Annotated in this window: 20 protein-coding genes; 17 read left to right on the top strand and 3 right to left on the bottom strand. The window is 51.1% G+C overall.

The annotated features are described in order from the left end of the window. Positions 1–16: 16 nt before the first annotated feature. The 7 genes from C8R21_RS10810 to C8R21_RS10780 all read left to right on the top strand — a co-directional run bounded on the left by C8R21_RS10810 (position 17) and on the right by C8R21_RS10780 (position 6,511). Positions 17–400: a hypothetical protein gene (locus tag C8R21_RS10810; protein ID WP_107762706.1), complete on the top strand. Its 384-nt coding sequence runs from the start codon at positions 17–19 to the stop codon at positions 398–400. A 33-nt stretch (positions 401–433) separates the two neighbouring features. Beyond that, entirely contained in the window at positions 434–871 is a 438-nt protein-coding gene (locus C8R21_RS10805) for a hypothetical protein (RefSeq protein WP_107762705.1), read from the top strand. A 14-nt stretch (positions 872–885) separates the two neighbouring features. Further along, positions 886–2,406, top strand: coding sequence for a hypothetical protein (locus tag C8R21_RS10800; protein WP_107762704.1), 1,521 nt, complete (start codon positions 886–888; stop codon positions 2,404–2,406). Further along, positions 2,403–3,017, top strand: a complete 615-nt coding sequence (locus C8R21_RS10795) for a GNAT family N-acetyltransferase (protein WP_181258906.1) — start codon at positions 2,403–2,405, stop codon at positions 3,015–3,017. Before C8R21_RS10800 ends, C8R21_RS10795 begins: the two co-directional genes overlap by 4 nt. Further along, positions 3,010–4,134, top strand: coding sequence for a hypothetical protein (locus C8R21_RS10790; protein ID WP_107762702.1), 1,125 nt, complete (start codon positions 3,010–3,012; stop codon positions 4,132–4,134). Before C8R21_RS10795 ends, C8R21_RS10790 begins: the two co-directional genes overlap by 8 nt. Continuing rightward, positions 4,127–4,870, top strand: coding sequence for a hypothetical protein (locus C8R21_RS10785; RefSeq protein WP_107762701.1), 744 nt, complete (start codon positions 4,127–4,129; stop codon positions 4,868–4,870). The genes C8R21_RS10790 and C8R21_RS10785 overlap by 8 nt, the downstream gene beginning before the upstream one ends. Before the next feature lie 66 nt (positions 4,871–4,936). Beyond that, a complete protein-coding gene (locus C8R21_RS10780) occupies positions 4,937–6,511 on the top strand; it encodes a hypothetical protein (protein ID WP_107762700.1) in 1,575 nt (524 codons plus the stop codon). A 91-nt stretch (positions 6,512–6,602) separates the two neighbouring features. Here C8R21_RS10780 and C8R21_RS10775 read toward each other — a convergent pair whose 3' ends face one another. Beyond that, positions 6,603–7,562 carry a glycosyltransferase family 2 protein gene (locus tag C8R21_RS10775; RefSeq protein ID WP_107762699.1) on the bottom strand — a complete coding sequence of 320 codons (960 nt, stop codon included), beginning with the start codon at positions 7,560–7,562 and terminating at the stop codon, positions 6,603–6,605. A gap of 61 nt (positions 7,563–7,623) precedes the next feature. After that, the gene (locus C8R21_RS10770) at positions 7,624–8,841 is read right to left on the bottom strand and encodes an O-antigen ligase family protein (protein ID WP_107762698.1); all 1,218 of its coding nucleotides are present in this window, start codon (positions 8,839–8,841) and stop codon (positions 7,624–7,626) included. A gap of 249 nt (positions 8,842–9,090) precedes the next feature. Between C8R21_RS10770 and C8R21_RS10765 the strand changes: the two genes are divergently transcribed. The 3 genes from C8R21_RS10765 to C8R21_RS10755 all read left to right on the top strand — a co-directional run bounded on the left by C8R21_RS10765 (position 9,091) and on the right by C8R21_RS10755 (position 12,882). Then, the gene (locus C8R21_RS10765; RefSeq protein WP_107762697.1) at positions 9,091–9,522 is read left to right on the top strand and encodes a hypothetical protein; all 432 of its coding nucleotides are present in this window, start codon (positions 9,091–9,093) and stop codon (positions 9,520–9,522) included. Between the two features lie 110 nt (positions 9,523–9,632). Further along, positions 9,633–11,837, top strand: a complete 2,205-nt coding sequence (locus C8R21_RS10760) for a TonB-dependent receptor family protein (RefSeq protein WP_258192361.1) — start codon at positions 9,633–9,635, stop codon at positions 11,835–11,837. Positions 11,838–12,069: 232 nt separating this feature from the next. Next, entirely contained in the window at positions 12,070–12,882 is an 813-nt protein-coding gene (locus C8R21_RS10755) for an OBAP family protein (protein WP_107762696.1), read from the top strand. Between the two features lie 38 nt (positions 12,883–12,920). Here the strand turns inward: C8R21_RS10755 and C8R21_RS10750 are convergent, their stop codons facing one another. Continuing rightward, positions 12,921–14,117, bottom strand: coding sequence for an esterase-like activity of phytase family protein (locus C8R21_RS10750; protein ID WP_107762695.1), 1,197 nt, complete (start codon positions 14,115–14,117; stop codon positions 12,921–12,923). 179 nt (positions 14,118–14,296) lie between these two features. Here C8R21_RS10750 and C8R21_RS10745 point away from each other — a divergent pair, with 179 nt between their 5' ends. The 7 genes from C8R21_RS10745 to C8R21_RS10715 all read left to right on the top strand — a co-directional run bounded on the left by C8R21_RS10745 (position 14,297) and on the right by C8R21_RS10715 (position 21,817). Then, positions 14,297–15,172 (top strand): hypothetical protein, encoded by an 876-nt coding sequence (locus tag C8R21_RS10745; RefSeq protein WP_107762694.1) that lies wholly within the window; start codon positions 14,297–14,299, stop codon positions 15,170–15,172. A gap of 30 nt (positions 15,173–15,202) precedes the next feature. Continuing rightward, on the top strand, positions 15,203–15,625 hold the full coding sequence (locus C8R21_RS10740; RefSeq protein ID WP_107762693.1) for a hypothetical protein: 423 nt from the start codon (positions 15,203–15,205) through the stop codon (positions 15,623–15,625). Between the two features lie 129 nt (positions 15,626–15,754). Then, positions 15,755–16,747 carry an HlyD family efflux transporter periplasmic adaptor subunit gene (locus C8R21_RS10735; RefSeq protein ID WP_258192360.1) on the top strand — a complete coding sequence of 331 codons (993 nt, stop codon included), beginning with the start codon at positions 15,755–15,757 and terminating at the stop codon, positions 16,745–16,747. Beyond that, a complete protein-coding gene (locus C8R21_RS10730) occupies positions 16,747–18,546 on the top strand; it encodes an ATP-binding cassette domain-containing protein (protein WP_107762691.1) in 1,800 nt (599 codons plus the stop codon). Before C8R21_RS10735 ends, C8R21_RS10730 begins: the two co-directional genes overlap by 1 nt. Beyond that, positions 18,543–19,706 (top strand): ABC transporter permease, encoded by a 1,164-nt coding sequence (locus C8R21_RS10725; protein ID WP_107762690.1) that lies wholly within the window; start codon positions 18,543–18,545, stop codon positions 19,704–19,706. Before C8R21_RS10730 ends, C8R21_RS10725 begins: the two co-directional genes overlap by 4 nt. A gap of 3 nt (positions 19,707–19,709) precedes the next feature. Beyond that, positions 19,710–20,819 (top strand): ABC transporter permease, encoded by a 1,110-nt coding sequence (locus tag C8R21_RS10720; RefSeq protein ID WP_107762689.1) that lies wholly within the window; start codon positions 19,710–19,712, stop codon positions 20,817–20,819. Positions 20,820–21,037: 218 nt separating this feature from the next. Continuing rightward, positions 21,038–21,817 carry a hypothetical protein gene (locus C8R21_RS10715; RefSeq protein WP_107762688.1) on the top strand — a complete coding sequence of 260 codons (780 nt, stop codon included), beginning with the start codon at positions 21,038–21,040 and terminating at the stop codon, positions 21,815–21,817. The last annotated feature ends 300 nt before the right edge of the window (positions 21,818–22,117 follow it).

Here is a 22,117-nt window from a genome sequence, read left to right as displayed (position 1 = left end):
TAAAAAGGAATTTTGTATGGCGAAATACGTTCATTCCGACGTTCTGGATGGTGGATTGAATTCGATAAAGAACAATGCGAGCCGCATGCTGCTGTTGAAGGCATATTCCTTTGCTGACAGCTATGCAACCGTTAATGCTAATGCAATTTGTGCGGTTGCAATGGCGCCCGGAGATTATGCGCTGTCAGGCGCTGACGGCGCAGCTCGCATTCTGACTGTCGCGGCCCGCAGTGGAACAGCCTCAGCCAATTCTGGCACCGCTCCCGATCTTCATATTGCCTTCACGGACAACGCGAGCAAAGTTTTGCTGGTGACTGATGAAACCACCGACCAGGTGGTAACGAGCGGCAATACAGTCAATTTCCCGAGCCTGACTTACACGAGTTCCCAGCCCACCTAACCAGCCAACTGGCGATATTCCGGAAATTAAACTATGGCAACATTTACCCAAGCGCAGGGTGCGCGCAGCGCGTCCGTGCTCAGTCTGGGAACGCTGGCAAGCGGCGCCTACATAACTTCGTCAGCCATTGATCTCGGATCTGCCATTCCGCTGGACGTTACTTTAGAGGTTGAATGCGATCCTAACGGAACTCCAACCGGTAGCCGCCAACTCATATTATTCGCAAAATTATCGCTCGATAATGTGAATTTTGGGAGTGGCCCGGAAAGCGGAACCGACGCCACCAATGAGGCTGACCTGCATTGGATCGGCACATTGGCGTGCAATGACACAAACGTGCACCGAAAATTTTTCAGCCTGCAAGGGCTGCCTGTCAGCCGTTACCTGAAGCTGGTCGTAAAAAATGAGATGGGTGTAGCGCTCAGTTCAGGGAGCGTTTACAGGGCAGATATTACCGGCCTTTCCACCTGACCTGATCCGCTGACATGTCCTCGATTATCCTGCGAAACAGGTTTGTAAGGCAACCTCAGCACGCTGCGCCCATTGATTATGCCGGCCTTGCCAAAGGGATACGAATATTATGGAATCCCGCCGTTGGGCCGGTCGATCTGGTTACCGGGCGAATCTGGACAGCAGGCGGCGATGCGGCAATTGTTCCGGCACAAAATGGCAAGGTATTTTCGTTCGATGGCATTGACGACTATTACGCCTATACCGGCTACCCGGAGCTGACAGGCAATGTCGGCACCTTCTTTATGTGGTGTCCGATTGTAGGTCGCCCTGATACATATGGCCACGTTTCCTTCGGAGTTTCTTCTCCCAACATTTGCGGATACCAGATTTACCCTGATCTAAAGGTGGCTATTGGGTCCAACAGCCCAAGTACCGGCGCCCTTGCTTCCTGGTTCAACACAAAAAACCGCAGTATTGTTTTTGTATCCGGGGGTACTGCAGCGACCTGTAAAGTTTTTCTTGATGGGAAGGAAACCGGGCTGACCTGGACAGATCCGCCAAAAGCGTGGGGACCGGGAAACAAGAATTTCAACCTTGGACGGTACGTAGGTGGAAATCTATGGGAGTTTGATGGCGCCATATTGATAGCCGGTTTTTCCGATGCAGTCTGGGGAGCGGCTGAATCACGGGCTTTTCATGAGAACCCATGGCAACTATTCAAGGCGCCTGCAAGAAAGCTGTGGCCTGGCGATACAACGCTTGGATTAAGCGGTGTAGCTGCAATACAGGTAAATAGCGGCAGCGCGGTAGAAATTGCTCAACATCACGCGCTTGCTGTTGCGGGATCAACACAGGCAGGTGGCGTCAATACGGGCAAGGTCGAACAGAATCAAATCCTTGCGACGGCTGCTCCCGTTCAATCCAACCTTGGTAGCGCGGCTGGCATTACCAGAAGTATTGCCCTGGCGAGTGCCGTAATTGCGCCAGGCAGAACATTGAGCTCGGGGGAAGTAAGTCAGGCGCATATACCCGGTGGAAAGGGGTGGATACAGGGGAAGACCCTCCCACGCGCGGCAATCGCGCAAACTCACACCCTGGTTGAAGCCAGCCTGGGGCAGTTTAATGCGGGTAGCGTCCTCCCCATATCCGTTGGCAGTGGCACGCTTGGCGGCACGCCCTCCGCCCAAGCCAATGCTGGTGCAACGGGCATTGTTACCCAGATACACCTTCTTATCGCTACCTTTTGCAGCCAGATCAATAAAGCAAGCGCCAAAGCGATAAGTGATGGGGTTGTGATTGAATCCGCGCTTCTCAGCAAACCTGCCGAAGCGATCCATATCAAGAAGCCCGGCATCCCGGTTGGAACACCTCCCTGGCTGAAAATCATGCTTGAGATACTGACCGGGCGGCGTGGAAACCGAATAACGCTTCCCGCCTTTCGCACACTTACATTCTCAGCTCCTCCTACCCAGGCTGAATGCGAGGCGTTGTATGCGTACATAAATTCTGTTCGCGATTCTCTCGAACAGCTTATTTCACGTATGGATGGATGATGAATATTGAACTGATTTCGCTGCTCAAGGCAAATGTAGGCTCGACCCTGACATCTGATCTGGCCGCTGATATCTGCGTTGCCGCCAACCACATGGAGACACTTGCGCAGCTGAGAGATATTGCACAGATCAAGCCTCGATATAACGGCCACCTGGTATTTGCTGTAGAGCGTATTGAGAACATTACAGAAGAAATAAAGCATTTGCATCGCGCCCATTGGAATGAAACCGAGGGACACAGACATCGGCTACCGTTTCAGCCGGATTACGAGACTTTTATCCGGTATGAGCAGGCAGGCCGCTACCTTCTTTTTACTGTAAGGAGCGAAGGGAGGTTATTGGGCAATTGCGCCATGTATCTGGACAAGAGCGCTCACACGCAAACACTTATTGCCACGGAAGACACGCTGTATCTTTTGCCCGAGGCACGACGCGGTACTATTGCCAAGCGTTTTGTAAGGTATGTCGAGAATGCCATGAAATTGCTTGGGGTTCGAGAAATCAATATTACCGTAAAGACTGTTAATAAGGCCGGACGATTTTTCCGATTGCTAGGCTACAGGCACGTAGAAAATGGATTGACCAAAATATTGGAGATTGAAAATGTGTAGTTCGAAGCCACCAAGACCGGATCCGCTCATTGGGCAGGCGGCAAAACAACAGGCTGATATCGCGCAACAACAACTGGATGTAGCAAAACAGCAGCTTGAATGGGAGAAGGAGAGAGCCAGAGTGCAGGACCCGCTGATCCAGAAAATTGTTGATCAGCAGATTGCGGCAGGCGAAGCCAATGCAGCGAGGGCCGAATCGCAATGGCAAGCCTACCGCACCCTGTTTGCGCCGATAGAAGAGCGCATGGTAAGAGAGGCCAGCGAATTCGACTCAACCGAACGTAAAGAGCGGATGGCGGCCGAGGCGGGAGCGGATATCACAAAAAATTATGAGAGCGCCCTGGATTCGAGCCAGCGAGCAATGGCCCGTATGGGGGTCAATCCCAATTCAGGCAAGTTTCAAGGCCTGGCCCACGAGATCAGCCTTGGGCTTGCCAAAGACACAGCGGGAGCAATGAATAAGGCCCGACGCGAGGCGGAATTGCAAGGCATGGCCATGCGGCAAGGCATGGCCCAATTTGGACGTAATATGCCCACTACGGGAATAGCTACCGATGCGGCAGCGCTCAATGCAGGTAACGCCGCCACTGACAATCTGGCAACGAAAGCCGGCTTGCATACCAATGGCATGAATGCAGCGCAACACTGGTATGACGGCGCTCTCGGCGCGAATAGCTCAGCCGGCAACCTGATGCTGAACCAGTATCAGGGCCAACTGAATGCATGGCAGCAACAGCAGCAGAATAAAGCGGGAGGACTCAGCGGGTTAGGCAATCTGATTGGCACTGTAGGCGGAGCTTATCTCATGAGGACACCCGGCTTGCGAAGGGGCGGTGTTATCAGGAACTACAATGCCTATGGTTTATCCGCATTGAAGCGCGAAGGCTATGCGGAGGGTGGCACAGTACAAGGCCCCGGTACCGGCACCAGCGATTCCATTCCAGCTTCGATTGAGGGTATGCAACCCATCCGGTTATCCAACGGCGAAGCGGTGCTCAACAGGAAAGCGGTGGAACTGGTAGGAGAGGATTTCATTCACCGGCTCAATGGTGCATCAGAGTTGGCGAAGCGCAAGGCGACAGTGAATAAACGCAACAGGGAGGGAGATCATGCTTGAAAGTTTGGGTGCATTTGCTGGCGGCCTTGCACAAGGTGTGCGCACAGGGCAGGATATGAAGCTGCGGCAGCAGGATGCCAACCGGCTGAAAAAGGCGGAGGAGCGCGAGGCGGAGCTGCATCAGGCGAGGATCGACAAGGCAGATTTCAACAGGGAAAAACGTGAGCGACTTCGTGCCGCCAACGATGAGATAGCGATTCCATGGCAGCAGGATAAGCAGAAGCCATCTACTCCTGGTTACGCGGTGCCCGGCCTGAGTGCGGAAGTGGCGAAAGTACCTGCTGTCGTAGAAACTGGTGTTGGGGGACTTTCCAGTCTGAGCAAACCCGCAATACAGATTCCATCGGATGAAATGATCGCCAAGCGCATGTTGACTGGCAACCTGCTTGAAGATGCGGATGAACTGACGCGCATGGCGAACATTTACAAGAAATATGGCCTTCTAGAAGAAATGGCGCCCTGGATGAACAAAGCTTATGCAGCGAAGAAAAGGGGAATTCCTGATGCCCTGAACTCCCTGTTAACAGGGAACGCGAGTAAAGCCAGGGAAATCCTTGAAAAAGGTGGATTGGCGCTTGCAGATGACCCTTTGCAACTGGGTTCAGACGAGCAACAGAACGTGTGGAGATTCCGATTCATGGATGGCGGCGAGACGGAAATCGATCTGAGGGAATTTGCGAGAAGGTTTTTTCCTTCGTCAATACTTCCTCCAGCAACTCAACAGCGATCCCGATAAAAGTCTATGGGTTGGAATTACAGTCTGCATACTCTCGTCTGAACATCATCGCTACAATAATCCCAAATGCATCAGCCCCAAGAAAATAAGCTTTCAGTTTTTCAAATACTGGTTTTTTCCAGCCTTGTTGTGTTCGCACTTTTTCTATGGCAGGGGCATAAAGGATTCTCACTATGGGATGAAGGTTTTCTTTGGTATGGGGTTCAACGTGTGATGCTAGGTGAGGTGCCCATACGCGATTTCATGTCCTACGACCCCGGCCGTTACTACTGGTCCGCTACACTTATGAGTCTGTGGGGAGACAATGGCATAGTGGCCTTAAGGGGCAGCGTGGCAATTTTTCAGGTGATGGGATTATTCGTCGCTCTACTGTTAATTGCTCGAAATGCAAGAACGCCAAATTTTCCTTATTTACTTCTTTCAACCATCACATTGGTGGCCTGGATGTATCCGCGCCACAAATTATTTGATATTTCCTTATCTATTCTGCTGGTCGGAGTATTGGCCTTCCTCGTGCAGAACCCTACAAGGAGACGTTACTTTTTCACCGGTCTATGTGTAGGTTTGGTAGCTGTTTTTGGCCGTAACCATGGTGTGTATGGTGTCTTGGGCAGCCTGGGGGTTATGATATGGCTGACCATCAGGCAAGCGGATAAGCCTGAATTTATCAAGCGAGCTATGCTGTGGGCAATAGGGGTAGCAATTGGTTATGTCCCGATACTTCTCATGGTATTGCTGGTACCAGGCTTTGCTTCCGCCTTCTGGGAAAGTTTGCTCTTTTTCCTTGAAATTAAAGCAACTAATCTTACTCTACCAGTTCCTTGGCCTTGGCGTTTGGATTTTGATTCCATATCTGTGGGCAAGACGATTCGTGGGGTGCTGGCTGGTTTGTTTTTCATTGCTATAGTCGTTTTTGGCATACTTGCTACCATATGGGTTACTCAGCAGAAGTTTCACAAGAGAGCTGTTCCATCGGCGTTGGTTGCAGCTGCGTTCTTGGCACTGCCCTATGCACATTATGCTTATTCCAGAGCCGATGTAAGTCACCTTGCTAAAAGCATTTTTCCTCTATTAATCGGTTGCCTGGTGCTACTGGCCACAAAACCAGCGAAGATCAAATGGCCGCTGGCACTTGTGTTATGTGGTTCAAGTTTGTTAGTGATGGTGCATTTTCATCCCGCTTGGCAATGCCGGGCTAGCAAACAATGTGTGAACATCGTAATTTCGGACACCGAAGTGAGCGTTGATGCTCGCACAGCAAGTGAGATCGCTCTATTAAAGAAGCTGGTTGCTAAACATGCACCCGATGGTCAAAGTTTCATCACAACTCCTTTCTGGCCGGGGGCTTATCCGCTGTTCGAAAGAAAGTCTCCTATGTGGGAGATATACGCCTTGTTCTCGCGAAGTGAAAGCTTTCAACAGCTAGAAATTGAACGGATCAAGGTGGCAAACCCGGGTTTTATCCTGATATTCGATTTCCCCCTTGATGGACGGGAGGAGTTACGTTTCCACAATACACATGCCCTAATTCATAGATACATCTTGGATAACTTCGAAATGCTGCCCGATTCGCCAAACCCTGCCTATCAAATATATACGGTCAAGAAGACAACCCAATCAAAGCATTTTGGATCCCGCTAAGTGTTGCTGCTGGGGGTACGCCTTAAAAACTCTCAAACTCCCTAAGTGTTTAGTCCCGTTTTGACATTGCTGGGGCTTCTTCAGGGTAGAGTTAGCGTAACAAATCTTTCCAAAAACTGACGGCCCCGAATGCGTATCGATGATAACGGAAGGCAGCAAGTTCACTTAGAGCTATGGGTAATCTCTGCCAGGGACTTTGAGGTAAAGCGGCGCGGTTTCGCAAAAAAATAAGCAATTCCTCAATCTTTTCTAGTTTCTGCTTAGCGACTGGAAAGTGCTTCACGTGCGTGAGGAGACGCACTCGGGTTAATTCATAGCAGAGAACTTGTGGTCCGTATATTTCTGCGCAAGTCTTGCTGCGATTTCTACCTCTACGCGGAATTCCGAGTTGGTTAGAGTTATGCTGCCGGTAGGCGATCAACGGTGTTGGCAATGCCACAAGGCATGAAGTTGCTCCAATAAGTAGAGCAATCCAGGCATCGTGCCATGTATCGGGTAAAGGCAGAATAAGGTCCCGATAAATGGAACGAAAGGCCATTGTCGCACCTGTTACTACCGGATGCCTGAACAGAACTTCCAATGCATCGCAATCATTAACTTGTGCCTGTTCTTTTGAATTGAATTTAAAAGCTTCCCAAATTCGTAGTCCAGATGGATTTAAGTTTTCGTCAACTACATCTGCATCGGTAAAAACGGCACCTGCGTCAGGATTATCGATAAAACGCGCTTCAATAAGTGCAATCTTATTTGGATACCAAACATCGTCCTGATCACATAAAAATATAATGCCACCATTACAGGCGCCTATAGCCGCTTGAAAGTTACGTGTGGAACCAAGACGTTCAGGATTCTGGAGGAGTCGCACGGGGAATGGTGCGTGACGTGCAAATTTCGATACGATATCGATGGTGCTATCAGTGGAGGCATCATCCGAAATGACGAGTTCATCAGGTAGTCTACGCTGCTGAGCTATACTTTCCAGTTGCCCAGCAATATAGTGTTCTCCGTTAAAGCTTGTTAACGCGACAGACAGTAGCGACGGTCCTTTCATTCCCTTGAAATTTATCCCAGGTTAGTGTCGCATCATCCACCCCCATAACTGCCAGTATCACTCAAGGGGTAATATATTTTGTAGAGTACAGCCGCTCCGATGTTTTGTGACAGGTAATACCAATAGCGGTGATTACAAGAAGCAGGTAAAAAGTTTGTCGAAAAAAAACCAGAGTGTCTGTTAAGCCGGACAGAAAAATAAAACAAAGTAAAGCCGCTGCAAGAACTACCAGTTGACGTCTCTTTAGCGTTTGAAACCAACTCCATAAAAAGAAAGCATAAGTCACTACCCCAAGCAATCCTAACTGCATTCCAATTTCAATCCAATCGTTGTGATAATGATAAGTATCTTGAAATTCTGGCAAATCCCGGTAAATACCTCCTTTATACGTCTCAACAGTTTTCTCGAAATACCTTGCTGCCGTTCCCGTGCCGTGACCGACAAAGGGATGTTCGGCTATCCCATGGAGGCCGACATCCCACATAGCCAGGCGATATCCCAAGCTGGTCGTATATTTTCCTGCCCAGGATAATTGAATATCACTCTTCGCTCGCATTAATCTTTCTTGAAAACTCGTACTATTAGAAGCGAACAACGTGATTACTGTGATCCCCAGCGCCATCACGATCAGAAGGGTTTTAGTCTTTGTCTTATACAGCACAAACAGCAGAAGCAACGATGAAAAAAGCGTTGCTAAAAGTGCCCCCCTGGCGTCTTGATTAAACTGAATGAACAATAGAAAGGCAGAGAGAAACCACAAAAATAGTCGGGCTCCATTATTTCTGCTTGTTTTTATAGTATAGAGAGTCAGTAATACTCCAATTCCCAGTATTGAAGAAAAACTAGTGTAAGGCATCCCCAAAGCCGGGATACCTTGTACACCCATCACCATCCACTGATATAAACCGATAACCAGTGCACCAAAATAACCCACAAGCGCTCCACTGATTGCCCAAGGTAGACGTTCTTTATTTAAAAGACCCAGATAGGGGATAAAAACGAGAAAGGCAAAGTATCTTCGCCAGACCTTGAAGCCAAGATCAGGGCGATCGCTCCAAAGTATGCCAAGGGCGAGGACAAAGCATAACAGAAGCATGCCCATTACCAGAGGTTCCCTGGCTGTTTTTCCAAAGCGGCCCAGTCCTCCATCTATCACCCAGGCGAGCGGCAGCAGATAATAGGCATAAAAGCTTAATCCCTTGTACCAGAGCGCTATGCCAAAAAAGAATAGCACGGACTTTGCCAGCACATCGCGCCAAGCGTTTGCAGTGGATTGCATAAGGTTGAGGGGATGGGCGGATGTTGACACGACTCGTACTTGCCGTTTGCAAACTGGCTATATTAGCCTATAAGATACTGGCGTATGTTCTTCAATTGTCAATTGACTGCAGCGATATCAGCAGGAATATAAGTCGCTCGCTTTACACATTTCTCTGATTTGGCGCAACCTTTCCGATTCGTTCGGGCGAAAGAAGGAATTATGGCTGAGCCGGTGCAATCACATTCTGTCAATCACGGGAGGCGCTATATGAGTCGAGTCATTTATATTTCAGTATCAGTTGCACTACTCATTACCGCGTTTGCCGCAAACGCGGGGACCTTCGAAAAAGGTGCGTGGTCCGCCAGCGGGTGCGGCGTGATGCCTGAAACGCCAGTGGTGGATTCAAGCAGTGTTGAGACCTTTAACCGGAGTGTGGGGAAGATCAATGAATGGCAGAAACAGATACAGACTTATCATGACTGTATGATCAAGGAGGCTAATGCCGATAACGCCGCCATCAACAGGTCAGCCACTTCCGAGCAGTCCCGTATAAATGAGGCGGTAGAAAAAATTAATAAAGAAGCAGCGGCGGGAAAGCAGAAGGTGGAACAGGTTTCCCCCCGTTCATCGTCAGGTTCTTCTTTTCCCTCTTTAGTTCCCCCTCCTGGGGGTGGCATGGGTGGTCAGCCGGGCTATTAAAAATAAAGATGGTTCCCGTTTGATCTGGATTTGTTGATTAGCAGGAGAAGCTTAGTTAGCCTCTCGCTGCTTCTTCAGTTGCTCGATGTTCCGGCGGAAAGCAAAAACCGTTGAAAATCCTGGACCTTGTGCTCGTCGCCATCGGGATCGGCTTGCCGAACCTCGTACTTGCCTCGGATTCTTCCTCTGTACAATCCAAGACTCCGACTAATACCGCGGCCGAGGCACAGCCAGTCGAATCATCAGGGAAGTCTTTGCCAGTTCTCAATCCAGTCGTTATTACCGGCACCCGCACTGAACAATCGAGTTTCTCCTTGCCGATGTCCATTGACGTAGTGGAGACAAAGGTTATTCAGGAGGCTCAGCCCCGGGTTAATCTTTCTGAGGCTCTCTCTCGCATTCCAGGTCTCGTCATTCAGAATCGTCAGAATTACGCACAGGATCTGCAAGTATCCAGCCGTGGCTTTGGCGCGCGCTCCACTTTCGGCATTCGTGGCATACGCATATTCGTCGATGATATTCCTGCCACCATGCCGGATGGTCAAGGCCAGGCGGCGAATATCAACCTCGGTTCAACTAAACGCATCGAGGTATTGCGGGGCCCTTTCTCTGCCATCTACGGCAATGCCTCAGGTGGGGTAATACAGGCATTTACGGAGGATGGCCCAAACACAACCACGTTATCCGGAACCCTCCTGGGTGGCAGTTATGGCACCTCTCGCGGCGAGATCAAGCTGGGAGGTACATTGGGTGGAACGAATGTTACAGCTGGTCCATTCAATTACGTGGTCGATCTTTCCCGCTTTCAGACAAGCGGCTACCGCGACCACAGTGGGGCAACGCGCTACCAGGCCAGCGCAAAGGCTACGTACAGGTTTGACCACGACGCGACGCTCACTCTCGTAGCTAATGAACTGCATCAGGGCAACACGAAGGATCCGCTCGGGCTCACGCATGCTCAGGTTATCGAGAATCCCCGCCAGGCAGATATCAGCGCCCATACCTTCAACACCCGCAAAAGCATCGACAATACCCAGGGCGGCGCGGTTTATGAACATAGGTTCTCTGCTTCGAACAAGATCAAGCTGATTGGTTATGCAGGAACCCGGCAGATAGAGCAGTTTCTTGCTGTGCCACGCGGCGCGCAGATTCCTGCAACCAGTTCGGGAGGGGTGGTCGATCTCGATCGGCAATTCGGGGGAGCAGGCTTGCGATGGACTTATCGGAGCACGGGAGAACGTCCGTTCACGTTGACCGCAGGTATCGAGTACGAAATTTTCAAGGAGCGCCGCAAGGGGTTCGAGAATTTCTTTGGCGCAATCCTTGGCGTGCGCGGAGATTTGCGCCGTAATGAAAATAATACGGTCAGCAGTCTTAGTCAATACGGGCAGGCCGAGTGGCATTTTACGCAGTCATGGGCGCTTTCGGCCGCAGTGCGTTACACTCATGTGAAATTCAAGTCCGAGGATTTTTTTGTCCGCTCCGGCAATGGCGATGATAGCGGCAGTTTGACTTTTCGTAATGTGAATCCAGTGCTGGGCTTGCTATACAAGGCGACACCGACGCTCAACCTGTACGCCAGCGGCGGATGGGGTTTCGAGACACCCACCTTTACAGAGCTTGCCTATCGGCCGGATGGTGCCTCCGGCCTCAATTTCTCCCTTCGGCCCAGCGTGAGTCGCAATATCGAGGCGGGGGTCAAGTGGCTGGCTACGGATAATACACGCATCAATCTCGCGCTCTTTGAGAGTGTGGTTACCGATGAGATTCTGCCGGCGACCAATATTGGGGGTAGAGCTACTTTTCAGAATGCGAGCGATACCAGGAGGCGAGGCATAGAGCTTGCCGCGGTCCACCGCTTCGGTGGGGATCTTTCTGCATATTTGTCTTATACCTTTCTTGATGCCAGGTTTCGCGATTCCTATACCTATCAACCACGAGCTGGCATTCCTTTCGTAACTGTAGCGGACGGCAACTTCGTTCCCGGTATACCGCGCAATACCGCCTATGCCGAGTTGGCCTGGCGGCGCAGCCTGCCAGGATTTTCGGCAGTGATCGAGGCAATCTATCGTGATAGGGTTTACGCCAACGATACCAATACGGAAGCTGCAAAACAGTACGCCATGGCAAACATCCGCTTCGCCTATTCACATCAGTTGGGCTGTTTGAAACTCAGCGAATTCATCCGAATAGACAATGTAAGTGGCGCAAAATATGTCGGTGCGGTAATTGTGAATGAAGGCAACGGGCGTTTTTACGAACCATCGCCGGGGCGGAACGTAATAGTGGGCTTGAATGCAAGTTATGTGTTCTAGGATAGACGGAGGAAGAGGCGGTGCAGGAATGAATTGTTCTATTCAGCAGGCATTATGATGGAAAGCAAATAACCGCTATTTCTACGTTATTTCCTTGAGGGATCCTTGGAGAAGTATATTCAGTAGCATTTTTGGCATATTGCTATAGCTCATTGCTGTGTGCCACCGTACGGACGAGTGGGAGGAATATGCAATATTCTTAAATGGATATATTCCATTCGAAAGGGACGGTATGAAGAGATTGAGCGGGCATTTTTTAATTATTTCGGGTTTTGCTTTACTGGCAAGCACCGGGCTGCTTAACCCTGTGCAAGAGGTGTTCGCCCAGGAGTCTTCGGGACCCCATGCCAACCCAGGAGGTGAGGCAAAAACGCCCAAAACGAAAATTCTGGAAGCAGGCGCAAGGCTGTTGCAGAGCGGTTCTCCCTTGAAATCATTCGACATCTATCTGGTCGGTTTCCATCCAATGAAGGATTCTCCGGAAGATCAGATGGAGGCTCATCACTATTGCCAGCAGGTAAACGAGGATTTTGCGCAGTGCGCGTTATTCGATGGCAACACGGAGGATGCAAATCTGAACGGCATTGAATTCATCATCTCGGAAAAGCTTTTCAGCACGCTACCCGAAGGGGAAAAAAAGTACTGGCATCCGCATAACGGCGAAATTCTTTCCGGGCAGCTTGTAGCTCCCAACATCCCCGGCATTGCGGAAAAAGAGTTGATGAAAGGGAAGATGAATAGCTATGGCAAGACTTGGCACGTCTGGAACACGGGCTACGAAGGTAAGCTTGGGGATGCGCTACCCCTCGGTCAGCCGATGCTGGGCTGGTCTTTTAATCATGAAGGAGAAGCAGCGCCTGGATTGGTCGAAAAGCGAGACAAGAATATGAAAATAGACAGCGGGGAAAAGCGCAGACAGCGTGCAGATTTAAAACAACTTGCTAAACCCCAGTCGGGCGTTGATGACCTTAAAGGCCGGTTTGCTCGGCCGACGAAGGATATACCCGGTGTAATCGACAACAAGGCTCAAGAAAAAAATCAATAGGCAGTATTCCTTTCATATTCCTTTCAGAATTCATATTTTTATTGTAACCGCTCCAGTTCCGATTCAAAGGCAATTTCCAATGCGACGAATTGGGTGAATTGCATTCTGGAGAAATTGTTGTCAGCTACCAGCAAGATAGTGCGTTTGCCCTTGAATTCGGGACCAAAGGTGATGCCTTCTATGTTACCAATAGCCAGAGCCGAGCCATCCGTATTTTTCAGGTCTGACATATCGAACAGGAGAACTTTTCTTAATGGAGAGATGCTTTTGCCCGCGATCGATTCCATTCCGGAAATGTTGGTGGCGTTCCTTGCATCGGCATAATAAAGCCGGACGGTATATCCTGTGTTAATACGGCCCGGCGTGATTGTACCAAGGGATAAAGTGCGCTCGATAGTAATGAATTGGCGGTCACCGATGGCGAGGAAGTCGCTCAGTCCGATGATAGCGAAACTGCCGAGCAAGGACGGTGCGGACGTAACAGGCTCAACATCGTAAGCATACTCCGCAACTGGTTTTCCGGTGGCAATGTCGAAGGCAAGGATACGTGCGCGTGAGCCTCTATAGGCATTGGCAGGGGGAGAATCCTGAACCAAGCCATTTTCGGTAGCCGTATACAGAGTTGTACCGTCGGTGGAGATTGCCAGGCTCTCAAACCCCAAATTGTCGTAAACGCCCTTACTACCGGTAAATGTCCACACACGGGAGCCGCTGGGAGAGTAGTAAAGGGGAACAATGAAATCGCGAGAATGGCTGCCATCAGCATTCATTTCGCGTACCGCAGGGCTGCGGAAACCCGATATCTCCCGGTGGCCTTCTTCGCTCCAATAAATCGTGTTACGCCTGCGGTCAAAGCGGAGACCTTCCGGATCCACGGAGTTTTTCTCGAACGCCCCCCCACCGGATTGCTGGATCGTGGTTACGGCATGAAAGGTCACGCCTGCCATACCGGGCTCGGCCGAGCGCTGGAATTTGGCGAGATCCAGGGATAATTCGTAAAATCGCGCTGGATTGGTTCTGCTGCGATCATCGCTAATGGACAGGTAACGGGCAGTGCTTGCGTTGTAGTCCAGAGACGACAACCCGCCGACGGTCGTCCCTTTGAATTTTGTCTGATGGGGTACGATTTGCTGACCAATATAATTGAGAACAAAACTTGCGGAGTCAGCGGCGCGAAGTGGAGGGGTAAAGCTTATTTGCAGGACGGCAAGGGCAGCCAGGAGGGTTATTCTCATGAGTATCAGATACTTGAGGAAGATCGGGGAAAGCGCATATTATGCGCAGCCCGCAAAAATGCGTTAACCATGGCATAACTGCTTTTTGTCGCCAAGTCTCGAAATATACAAAACTCTCTGTTTTCCCAGCTAAGATAAAGGAATAACACATCGCTCCCGATAGAGCTACAGAATATGTGATGAACCGTTCTCTTGATGTCAACGTGATTGGTATACGCGGAAGCTTCTGGAAAGCATTCGGCATATTCCTGCTTGTATCTTTTGTTTCCGGATGCGTCAGTTTCAGGGAAGTGAAAGTTTTTGCCGCTCTTTCTTCAGATGCGGCAAGTTATGACGCGCTTACGAGGGACTATGTGGCCGCACTTGATCGCCGCAAACAATACCAGCCAGAGAAATTCCACGGCGAGCTGGAAGCACAGAAAATACGACGGGAGGCGCAGCGAGCCAGCCTGGATCTGCTCCAGCAAACCGTGACAGACTATATGCAAGGTTTAGGCAACCTGGCCGCCGGTAACACTCATGCCTATGATAAATCACTAAAAGAATTGAGTACAAATCTCAGCAGGGCAACACTGCTGACTTCCGAAGAGAAAGAGGCGGTGGGAGCACTATCTACGCTGCTCGCACGCGCCGTAACTGCGGGTTATCGGCTCCATGAACTCAGGAAACTGGTCCGTGATGCAAATCAGCCGCTTCAGCATGTAATTCAGGCTACGCGAAAAATCGTGGAGAAGGGCATGATTGCCGATTTACAGGTAGAAACGGCGCTGCTCGGCAGATATTATGACAATTTCATGTATATGCCCGGTAATCCCATGGAACCTGTGGCAATGGCGCTTGCAAGAGAGGCGAAGGCCGAATCGCTGGGCCGTGTAAATACCCGGATCAGGAGTGCGCAGGGTTATATTGCCGTGCTGGATAAAATCGCTAATGCGCATCAGTATCTGTATGAGCACCACAAAAAGATCGGCAGTAACGAGTTGGACAAGCAATTCAAACCCTATGTCGCAGATCTTCGCATGGCTTACCGGGGTTTACTCGATGTTTCGCATTAAAAGCGACTAACGAAGAAAGAGAATAAACGCATGGACAAGCTTTCGTCCGATGACGCTTTCGAATTGGGCAACCAGTTCCGGGATGCAGCAATTGCGCTCGGGGACTGGCGCATCCAGCATCGTGCCAGCTTGAGCAAGGCAGAGTGGGATGAGCTCGATAGTCAGGAGATTTTACTTCTGAATACCGCCTCCAGCCTTTATACCAGTGCAATAGGGCTGGTATTGGCAGATAGCCAGCTAGCGTTTGAGCGACTGCAGTCGAGCGTCAAGGAGGCAAAAGCAGCAGTAAAGCATATCACCACCCTGAAGCAGGCACTTGATCTGGCATCCGCACTGGTTCTTCTGGCTGGCGCAGTTTATTCAGGCAACGCGGCGTCACTTCCTTCCGCAATCGTTGCCCTGGAAGATGCGGCTGAAGCTATCGTTGACGGTACTGATTCGCGGACCGGCTGATCGTCCAAACAGGAGTTTTTGCGTCGGCAACCGCGCGGTTTCCATGCAGTCATCCGCTTCAGTAAAGTAGCGTAACCGCATCTGACATCATCGGTGAATAAAAAATTCGTCCTTATAGGAATAGCAGCAGTGCTTGCCCTGATTTTGGTGGGAACGGCAAACTGGTTTTTAACCCATAAGGAAAGCAATGGCGAGTTTCTGACACTCTTTGGCAATGTGGATATCCGCCAGGTTTCTCTCGCCTTCAACGGAAACGATCGGATCGCTGAAATGCGCGTGGAGGAGGGAGATCGGGTCCAGACAGGACAGGTTCTCGCAACGTTGGATACCCGGATTCTTACGTTGCAAATCGCGCAAGCCGAAGCTCAGGTCGCCACCCAGAAGCAGGCGCTGTTGCGGCTTGAGAATGGCACCCGCCCCGAGGAAATAGCACAGGCCCGGACTGAGGTTGCTTCCGCTCAGGCCGATGCCGATCTCGCCAAACAGTTTCTCGGCCGCTTGATAGAGATTGAAAGTGACTCGGGTGCTGCCGTCAGCAAGCAGGATCTCGACAATGCCAGGTCTCGCCATCGAGTGGCTGTGGCGCAACTCGAAAATCGCAAAAAGGCACTGCAACTGGCATTAATCGGACCGCGCAAGGAAGATATTGCGCAGGCGGAGGCGCAGTTGAATGTTTTTCGTGCTGAGCTGGCCTTGCTGCTGCACCAGCTTGATCTGGCCGAACTGAAATCTCCTATTAATGCTGTCATACGCTCACGTCTGCTCGAACCGGGAGATATGGCTTCGCCACAACGTCCGGTTTATGCGCTTGCAATAACCGATCCGAAATGGGTTCGAGCCTACGTATCCGAGACTGATCTGGGCCGCATCCAGCCCGGCATGGGTGCAGAGGTTGTTACTGACAGTCATCCGGAGGAGCCCATTCATGGTCGTATCGGCTATATCTCGTCGGTTGCCGAGTTTACCCCAAAGCCTGTACAAACCGAGGAGCTGCGCACCAGCCTCGTTTATGAGGTACGGGTGTATGTGGAAGACGCGGGAGACAGACTGCGTCTGGGCATGCCCGCCACCGTGCATATCGCTCTCGGAAATAATGGAAATTCCCGTGAAGTGAAGCATTGATGGAGCAAACGCAGCCCGCACTGGTAGCAAATGATATTTACAAGCGCTTTCCGGTCAAAAAAACCGGCCAGATCGTGGAGGCTGTCGCAGGCGTTTCCATGGAAGTGTCCGCAGGTTCGCTTACTGCGCTGGTCGGGCCGGATGGAGCAGGCAAGACTACTCTCTTGCGCATGTTCGCGGGTTTGATAAAGCCGGATGACGGACACCTCCAGGTATTGAATGTGAATGTTGTAACCGACCCGCAGACAGTGCAGGATCGCATAAGTTATATGCCGCAGCGCTTCGGCCTGTATGAGGACTTGAGCGTTCAGGAGAATCTCGATCTTTATGCAGACCTGCATGGAGTGCCGCAGGAGGTACGCGGGCAACGTTATCGTCGACTGCTGGAAATGACCGATCTCATCCGCTTCACCCAGCGCCCTGCGGGAAAACTGTCAGGAGGCATGAAACAGAAGCTGGGTTTGGCCTGTACGCTCGTGCGTTCTCCCGAGCTGCTGCTGCTTGATGAGCCAACAGTGGGTGTCGATCCGTTGTCGCGACGGGAGCTATGGGAGATCATCGGGCAATTGATCGATGAGGAGCAACTGACGGTGTTGATTACCACAGCCTACCTCGATGAAGCAGAGCGTTGCACCAGGATTCATGTGCTGGAGGAGGGCAAACTGCTTGCCGAAGGCCCACCTGACGAGATACGGCAGTACGCAGGCGATCTTTGCTTTGTCACTGCCCCACACCAGGGTCAGCCTTCACGAGTTCTGCAGGCACAACTTCTGGATGATTCCAAAAACATCATAGATGCTGTGCCCCAAAGTGGGGCAGTGCGTTTTATCCGTCGCCCTCATGCACGGCAGCAGGATATTGATGCGCTGTTGAGCGGTATTGAAGTCATTCCGGTGGAAGCACGTCTTGAAGACGGGTTTATGGTACTGCTGCGTGAACAGCACCAGATGATTCCGCCAGATACTCTCCCATTCGAGAGGCCGGCACTGTCTGCAACTACCTCGGGAGAAAATCGGCAGTCCGATGAAAAGATCATTGAGGTACGTGATCTGGTACGAAAATTCGGAGATTTTATCGCTGTCGATCATGTGTCCTTCTGGGTGCGGCGCGGTGAAATCTTCGGGTTACTGGGGCCGAATGGGGCAGGCAAGACCACGACCTTTCGCATACTTTGCGGCCTTCTACCTGCAAGCAGCGGTTTTCTCCAGGTGGCGGGGGTCAACCTTCGGCATGCACGGGCTCCGGCGCGCCGAAGGATAGGATATGTTGCGCAGAAGTTTGCACTTTACGGCGATTTGACCGTGAGGGAAAACCTGGAGTTTTTCGGCAATGCCTATGGTCTGTTCGGCGAACGGTTACATGAGCGTATTCAGGTTGTCATCCAGCAATTCGATCTTGCAGGGAGGGAACAATCTCCGAGCGGGCAATTACCCGGTGGCTTCCGGCAGAGGCTCGCAATGGCAGTTGGCCTGCTGCATGAACCTGAAATCCTGTTTCTGGACGAGCCTACCAGCGGAATCGATCCGCTCAGACGAAGGGGATTCTGGCGTCACATCACCGCACTGTCGGAAATGGGAACGACAATCATCATCACAACCCATTTCATGGAAGAGGCTGAGTACTGCGATCGTATTGTAATCCAGGACAACGGCAGGTTAGTGGCCATGGGGACGCCACAGGAGGTTCGCGGACAAGCCGGGGGGAAGGATGCCACGCTGACGATGGAAGAGGCATTCATTCGTATCGTTGCCCGCGAGCGGGAACGAGATAAATCGACTGAAAGAGCGCCGAGCTTATGAGTGGAAAAAACAGCCAATCAGGCCAGCGGGGTTATTCAGGCTTTCAACTACGGCTCATTTCCCTGATCCGAAAGGAAATACGTCAGCTGTCGCGAGACAAAAGCAATCTTGCAGTTGGAATTGGTCTCCCCATGATATTGATCCTCATTTTCGGTTATGGCCTGTCACTCGATGTGAGGAATGCGCACATTGCAATCGTACTGGAAGATGCGTCCCCCACTTCGGTCGACGTTGTCTCAGGCCTGGAACTCTCCCCGTATATTTCACCTGTAAGAGTTCCATCCATGCAGGAGGCAGAACGTTTGATGCGGGCGCGCGAAGTAGAGGGAATCTTCCGGATACCAAGCGATTTTTCCCGGCGATTGGGAGAAGGCAAAGCACAAGTCCAGTTTCTGGCCTATGGAACAGATTCCACCCGCGCAACAATCATTCGAAAATACATCAACAGTATTGTTGGCCAGTGGACGTTGCGGCAGGCGGAGCGAAAAGCAGCTTTGCAAGCCCCGACCGGGGGTGGAATCACATTGGTGGAACGTTTGTGGTTCAACTCTGCCAACTCCAGCACATGGTATCTGGTTCCAGGCTTGATCGTTCTGATCATGACACTCATCGGGGCCTTTCTCACCGCAATGGTGATGGCGCGCGAGTGGGAACGCGGTACCCTGGAAGCATTGTTCGTCTCGCCCGTGCGCCCGACAGAAATCCTGCTGGCGAAAATTATTCCCTATTTTCTGGTAGGCATGGCCGCGCTGGGGGTATGCCTGGCTGCGGCGCATTTTCTGTTCGAGGTGCCCATGCGTGGTTCACTGCTGATCCTGCTGGGCGGTTCGATGCTCTATCTATTGGTGGCGCTGGGTTTCGGCCTGGTCATCTCCTCCATAACCAAAAACCAGTTCACTGCCAGTCAAATCGCAATTATTACCAGCTTCATGCCGGCGCTCATGCTTTCCGGTTTTCTCTTTGACTTGCGCAACGTGCCTGTTGTCATTCAGCTGGTTGGAAAGATTCTACCGGCCACTTATTTCATGGAACTGATCAGGACGCTGTATCTCGCCGGCGATGTATGGCCGGTGATAATACGAAATTATGCGATTCTCACGGGCTATGCAGCGTTGCTGCTCGGCCTCGCGCGCTTTGTTACCCGCAAGAAACTGGATTGACCCATGCTCGACCTCGTGCGCCGCATTATCAGTCTGTGCCGCAAGGAGTTTCTGGCGATCCTGAAGGATCCTGCCAATCGGGTCATTCTTGTCGTCCCGTCGCTGGTGGAAAGCTTTTTATTCGGCTACGCTGCCACTTTTGATCTCATCAACGTGCCCTATGCCTTGCTTGATCAGAGCCGCGGTGCTGCCTCCGTTGAATTGATAGCGCGTCTGGATGGAACGGGTGTTTTTCAGCGTGTCGCAACCTTGCAAACACAGCGGGATATCGCGGGAGTGATCGATTCGCAGCAGGTCCTAATGGTGATACAGATCGGACCACGCTTCGAGCAGCAAGTGAATGCGGGCGAGCTTGCCCCGGTACAACTGATTCTCGATGCGCGGAACTCCAACAGCGCCGGCTCTGCTGCAGGGTATGTCGCCTCAATTATCGAATCATATAACACGACGTTAGGTGGCAACGCAAGGCAGCCCCTTACGGTTGAGGCACGCGCCTGGTACAACCCCAATCTGGAGACCCGCTGGAATCTGATGCCGGGCTTGATCGCCTCGCTCAGCATGATACAGACAATGTTGCTGGCCGCGCTCACTGTCGCCCGTGAGCGCGAGAATGGTACATTCGATCAGTTACTGGTAACACCGTTTTCACCCATGGAAATCATGGTAGGCAAGGTGATTCCAATCGTTGCAATAGGCCTGCTGCAATCCACCATCGTCCTCCTGGTGTCGCTCTACTGGTTCGAGGTGCCGCTTGCCGGCTCGTTGATAACACTCTATACCGGTTTGACTTTGTTCACGATTGCCAGCGTAGGGGTGGGTCTGGCAATTTCAGCAGTTTGTACCACTATGCAGCAGGCCATGCTCTATACTTTCATGCTGGTGATGCCGCTCATAATGCTTTCAGGCCTGGCGACGCCGGTGCGCAACATGCCGGAATTTCTTCAGGTTATTACTCTGGCCAATCCCCTCCGCTTTGCTGTTGACCTGATGCAGCGCGTATATCTGGAAGGGGCTGACTTGATGATGGTCGGCTATGATCTGATTCCGCTCCTGATCATGTCGACAGTTACGCTGCCTTTCGCCGCATGGCTGTTTCGCAACCGGTTGCTGTAACCCGAAATCAAGTGCGCTGCAGGCGCTGTGAGCAGAACACCTTTTCCTCTTCCAGTATGGTTCCTTCCGATGACCATTGTTCTGTGAAAGGTTATACGGACAATGCGAATGTGGTTGTTATTTTACTTTCCTTGGCTATAAAGAATGGCAGTAGCACAAACCGAGGCATTGCTGCCGCAGAGCGCTCCACTCATTTCAAATGACGGGGGAAGTCAAAAATGGAAAAAATTCTGGAAGTTCTTGATGTTGAGTTATTTGTTCTGGAAAATCATCCGCCTAAATTACGAATTAGCGCCTCAGGAAATATATCTGGCGAGGGTTGGACAAATCCGCGGTTAGAACCTTTTGTCTTCATTCAGCCGCCGCCAGACGGCATTTATGATTTTGATTTTGTCGCTGATCCACCGCATCAGGAACCTGCCACAGACGCAATTATGCCTATCGGTGTCGTTCACCTCTGGGACCCCCTGCCTCCCGATGCCAGGGGAGTTCGGATACACGTCAAACACGATTCAAAAAAGGCATTGCTGGGCAATTCCGAACATTCGGAGAGAAATCCCAGCCTGGGCAATTCGGAACACCCGAAGAGAAATCCCAGTCGTTTTACATTTGTTGATCAGGAAGGTGTAAAACGCGTCGTTTTTTTTCCTCAAGCACTGGACCCGTTGGGTGCGAAAGAAAAGCCACAAGAAGCTTCCTTCGAATATACCGGCCCGGAAGGCCACTTCGTATTTCGCGGAGCACAGATTACTCAGCAGCAAACAGTAGTGGGGACGCTTGTCTCAGTAAATTTCAGGTCCGGCGCTACGGATGAACCTTCTTTGGATTTCGCGCTGGTTCTGCCGCCGGTCGAACTGGGAGAAGAGTTGCGGCAGATCTTCAAGACAATGGGCATCCTGATTCACGGCCGTGGCTTTGTTGTAGATCACACCGGAGCCCAACTCACCTACGAAACCGTGAATCTTGAAGGTATCGCAGAATACATTCCCGTTCTTTGACTAAACTACCACCTACTAGAAGTAGGTGGGTTAGCGCAGCTTGGGTGCAGACGACTAAAGTCGCCTATCCGCACCAAGCTAGCGCGCATGAGTCAACACATTTAAAGTCAAAGTCACCGTCTAAAGACGGTGGTTTTTACCAAATTTATAGAAATAAACTTGAAAGTCGTGCCAGCTGAAGATGGACGTTTAAACGTTCATCTTCAATTATGAATATCACGACTTCGGTTGACAGTTTTGATACATTCAAACTGTTTTCAGGAGTTGTTCATGAATCTACAAGCACAAAGAGATATATCC

It is taken from the genome of Nitrosospira multiformis (genome assembly GCF_003050865.1).
GTDB classification, from domain to species: Bacteria; Pseudomonadota; Gammaproteobacteria; order Burkholderiales; family Nitrosomonadaceae; genus Nitrosospira; species Nitrosospira multiformis_E.
This window is presented reverse-complemented; position numbering and strand designations above follow the sequence as displayed.

Coding starts and splice junctions, on each gene's coding strand:
- C8R21_RS10810 (WP_107762706.1), top strand. CDS start 17: ATGGCGAAATACGTTCATTCCGACGTTCTGGATGGTGGATTGAATTCG.
- C8R21_RS10805 (WP_107762705.1), top strand. CDS start 434: ATGGCAACATTTACCCAAGCGCAGGGTGCGCGCAGCGCGTCCGTGCTC.
- C8R21_RS10800 (WP_107762704.1), top strand. CDS start 886: ATGTCCTCGATTATCCTGCGAAACAGGTTTGTAAGGCAACCTCAGCAC.
- C8R21_RS10795 (WP_181258906.1), top strand. CDS start 2,403: ATGATGAATATTGAACTGATTTCGCTGCTCAAGGCAAATGTAGGCTCG.
- C8R21_RS10790 (WP_107762702.1), top strand. CDS start 3,010: ATGTGTAGTTCGAAGCCACCAAGACCGGATCCGCTCATTGGGCAGGCG.
- C8R21_RS10785 (WP_107762701.1), top strand. CDS start 4,127: ATGCTTGAAAGTTTGGGTGCATTTGCTGGCGGCCTTGCACAAGGTGTG.
- C8R21_RS10780 (WP_107762700.1), top strand. CDS start 4,937: ATGCATCAGCCCCAAGAAAATAAGCTTTCAGTTTTTCAAATACTGGTT.
- C8R21_RS10775 (WP_107762699.1), bottom strand. CDS start 7,562: ATGAAAGGACCGTCGCTACTGTCTGTCGCGTTAACAAGCTTTAACGGA.
- C8R21_RS10770 (WP_107762698.1), bottom strand. CDS start 8,841: ATGCAATCCACTGCAAACGCTTGGCGCGATGTGCTGGCAAAGTCCGTG.
- C8R21_RS10765 (WP_107762697.1), top strand. CDS start 9,091: ATGAGTCGAGTCATTTATATTTCAGTATCAGTTGCACTACTCATTACC.
- C8R21_RS10755 (WP_107762696.1), top strand. CDS start 12,070: ATGAAGAGATTGAGCGGGCATTTTTTAATTATTTCGGGTTTTGCTTTA.
- C8R21_RS10750 (WP_107762695.1), bottom strand. CDS start 14,117: ATGAGAATAACCCTCCTGGCTGCCCTTGCCGTCCTGCAAATAAGCTTT.
- C8R21_RS10745 (WP_107762694.1), top strand. CDS start 14,297: ATGAACCGTTCTCTTGATGTCAACGTGATTGGTATACGCGGAAGCTTC.
- C8R21_RS10740 (WP_107762693.1), top strand. CDS start 15,203: ATGGACAAGCTTTCGTCCGATGACGCTTTCGAATTGGGCAACCAGTTC.
- C8R21_RS10730 (WP_107762691.1), top strand. CDS start 16,747: ATGGAGCAAACGCAGCCCGCACTGGTAGCAAATGATATTTACAAGCGC.
- C8R21_RS10725 (WP_107762690.1), top strand. CDS start 18,543: ATGAGTGGAAAAAACAGCCAATCAGGCCAGCGGGGTTATTCAGGCTTT.
- C8R21_RS10720 (WP_107762689.1), top strand. CDS start 19,710: ATGCTCGACCTCGTGCGCCGCATTATCAGTCTGTGCCGCAAGGAGTTT.
- C8R21_RS10715 (WP_107762688.1), top strand. CDS start 21,038: ATGGAAAAAATTCTGGAAGTTCTTGATGTTGAGTTATTTGTTCTGGAA.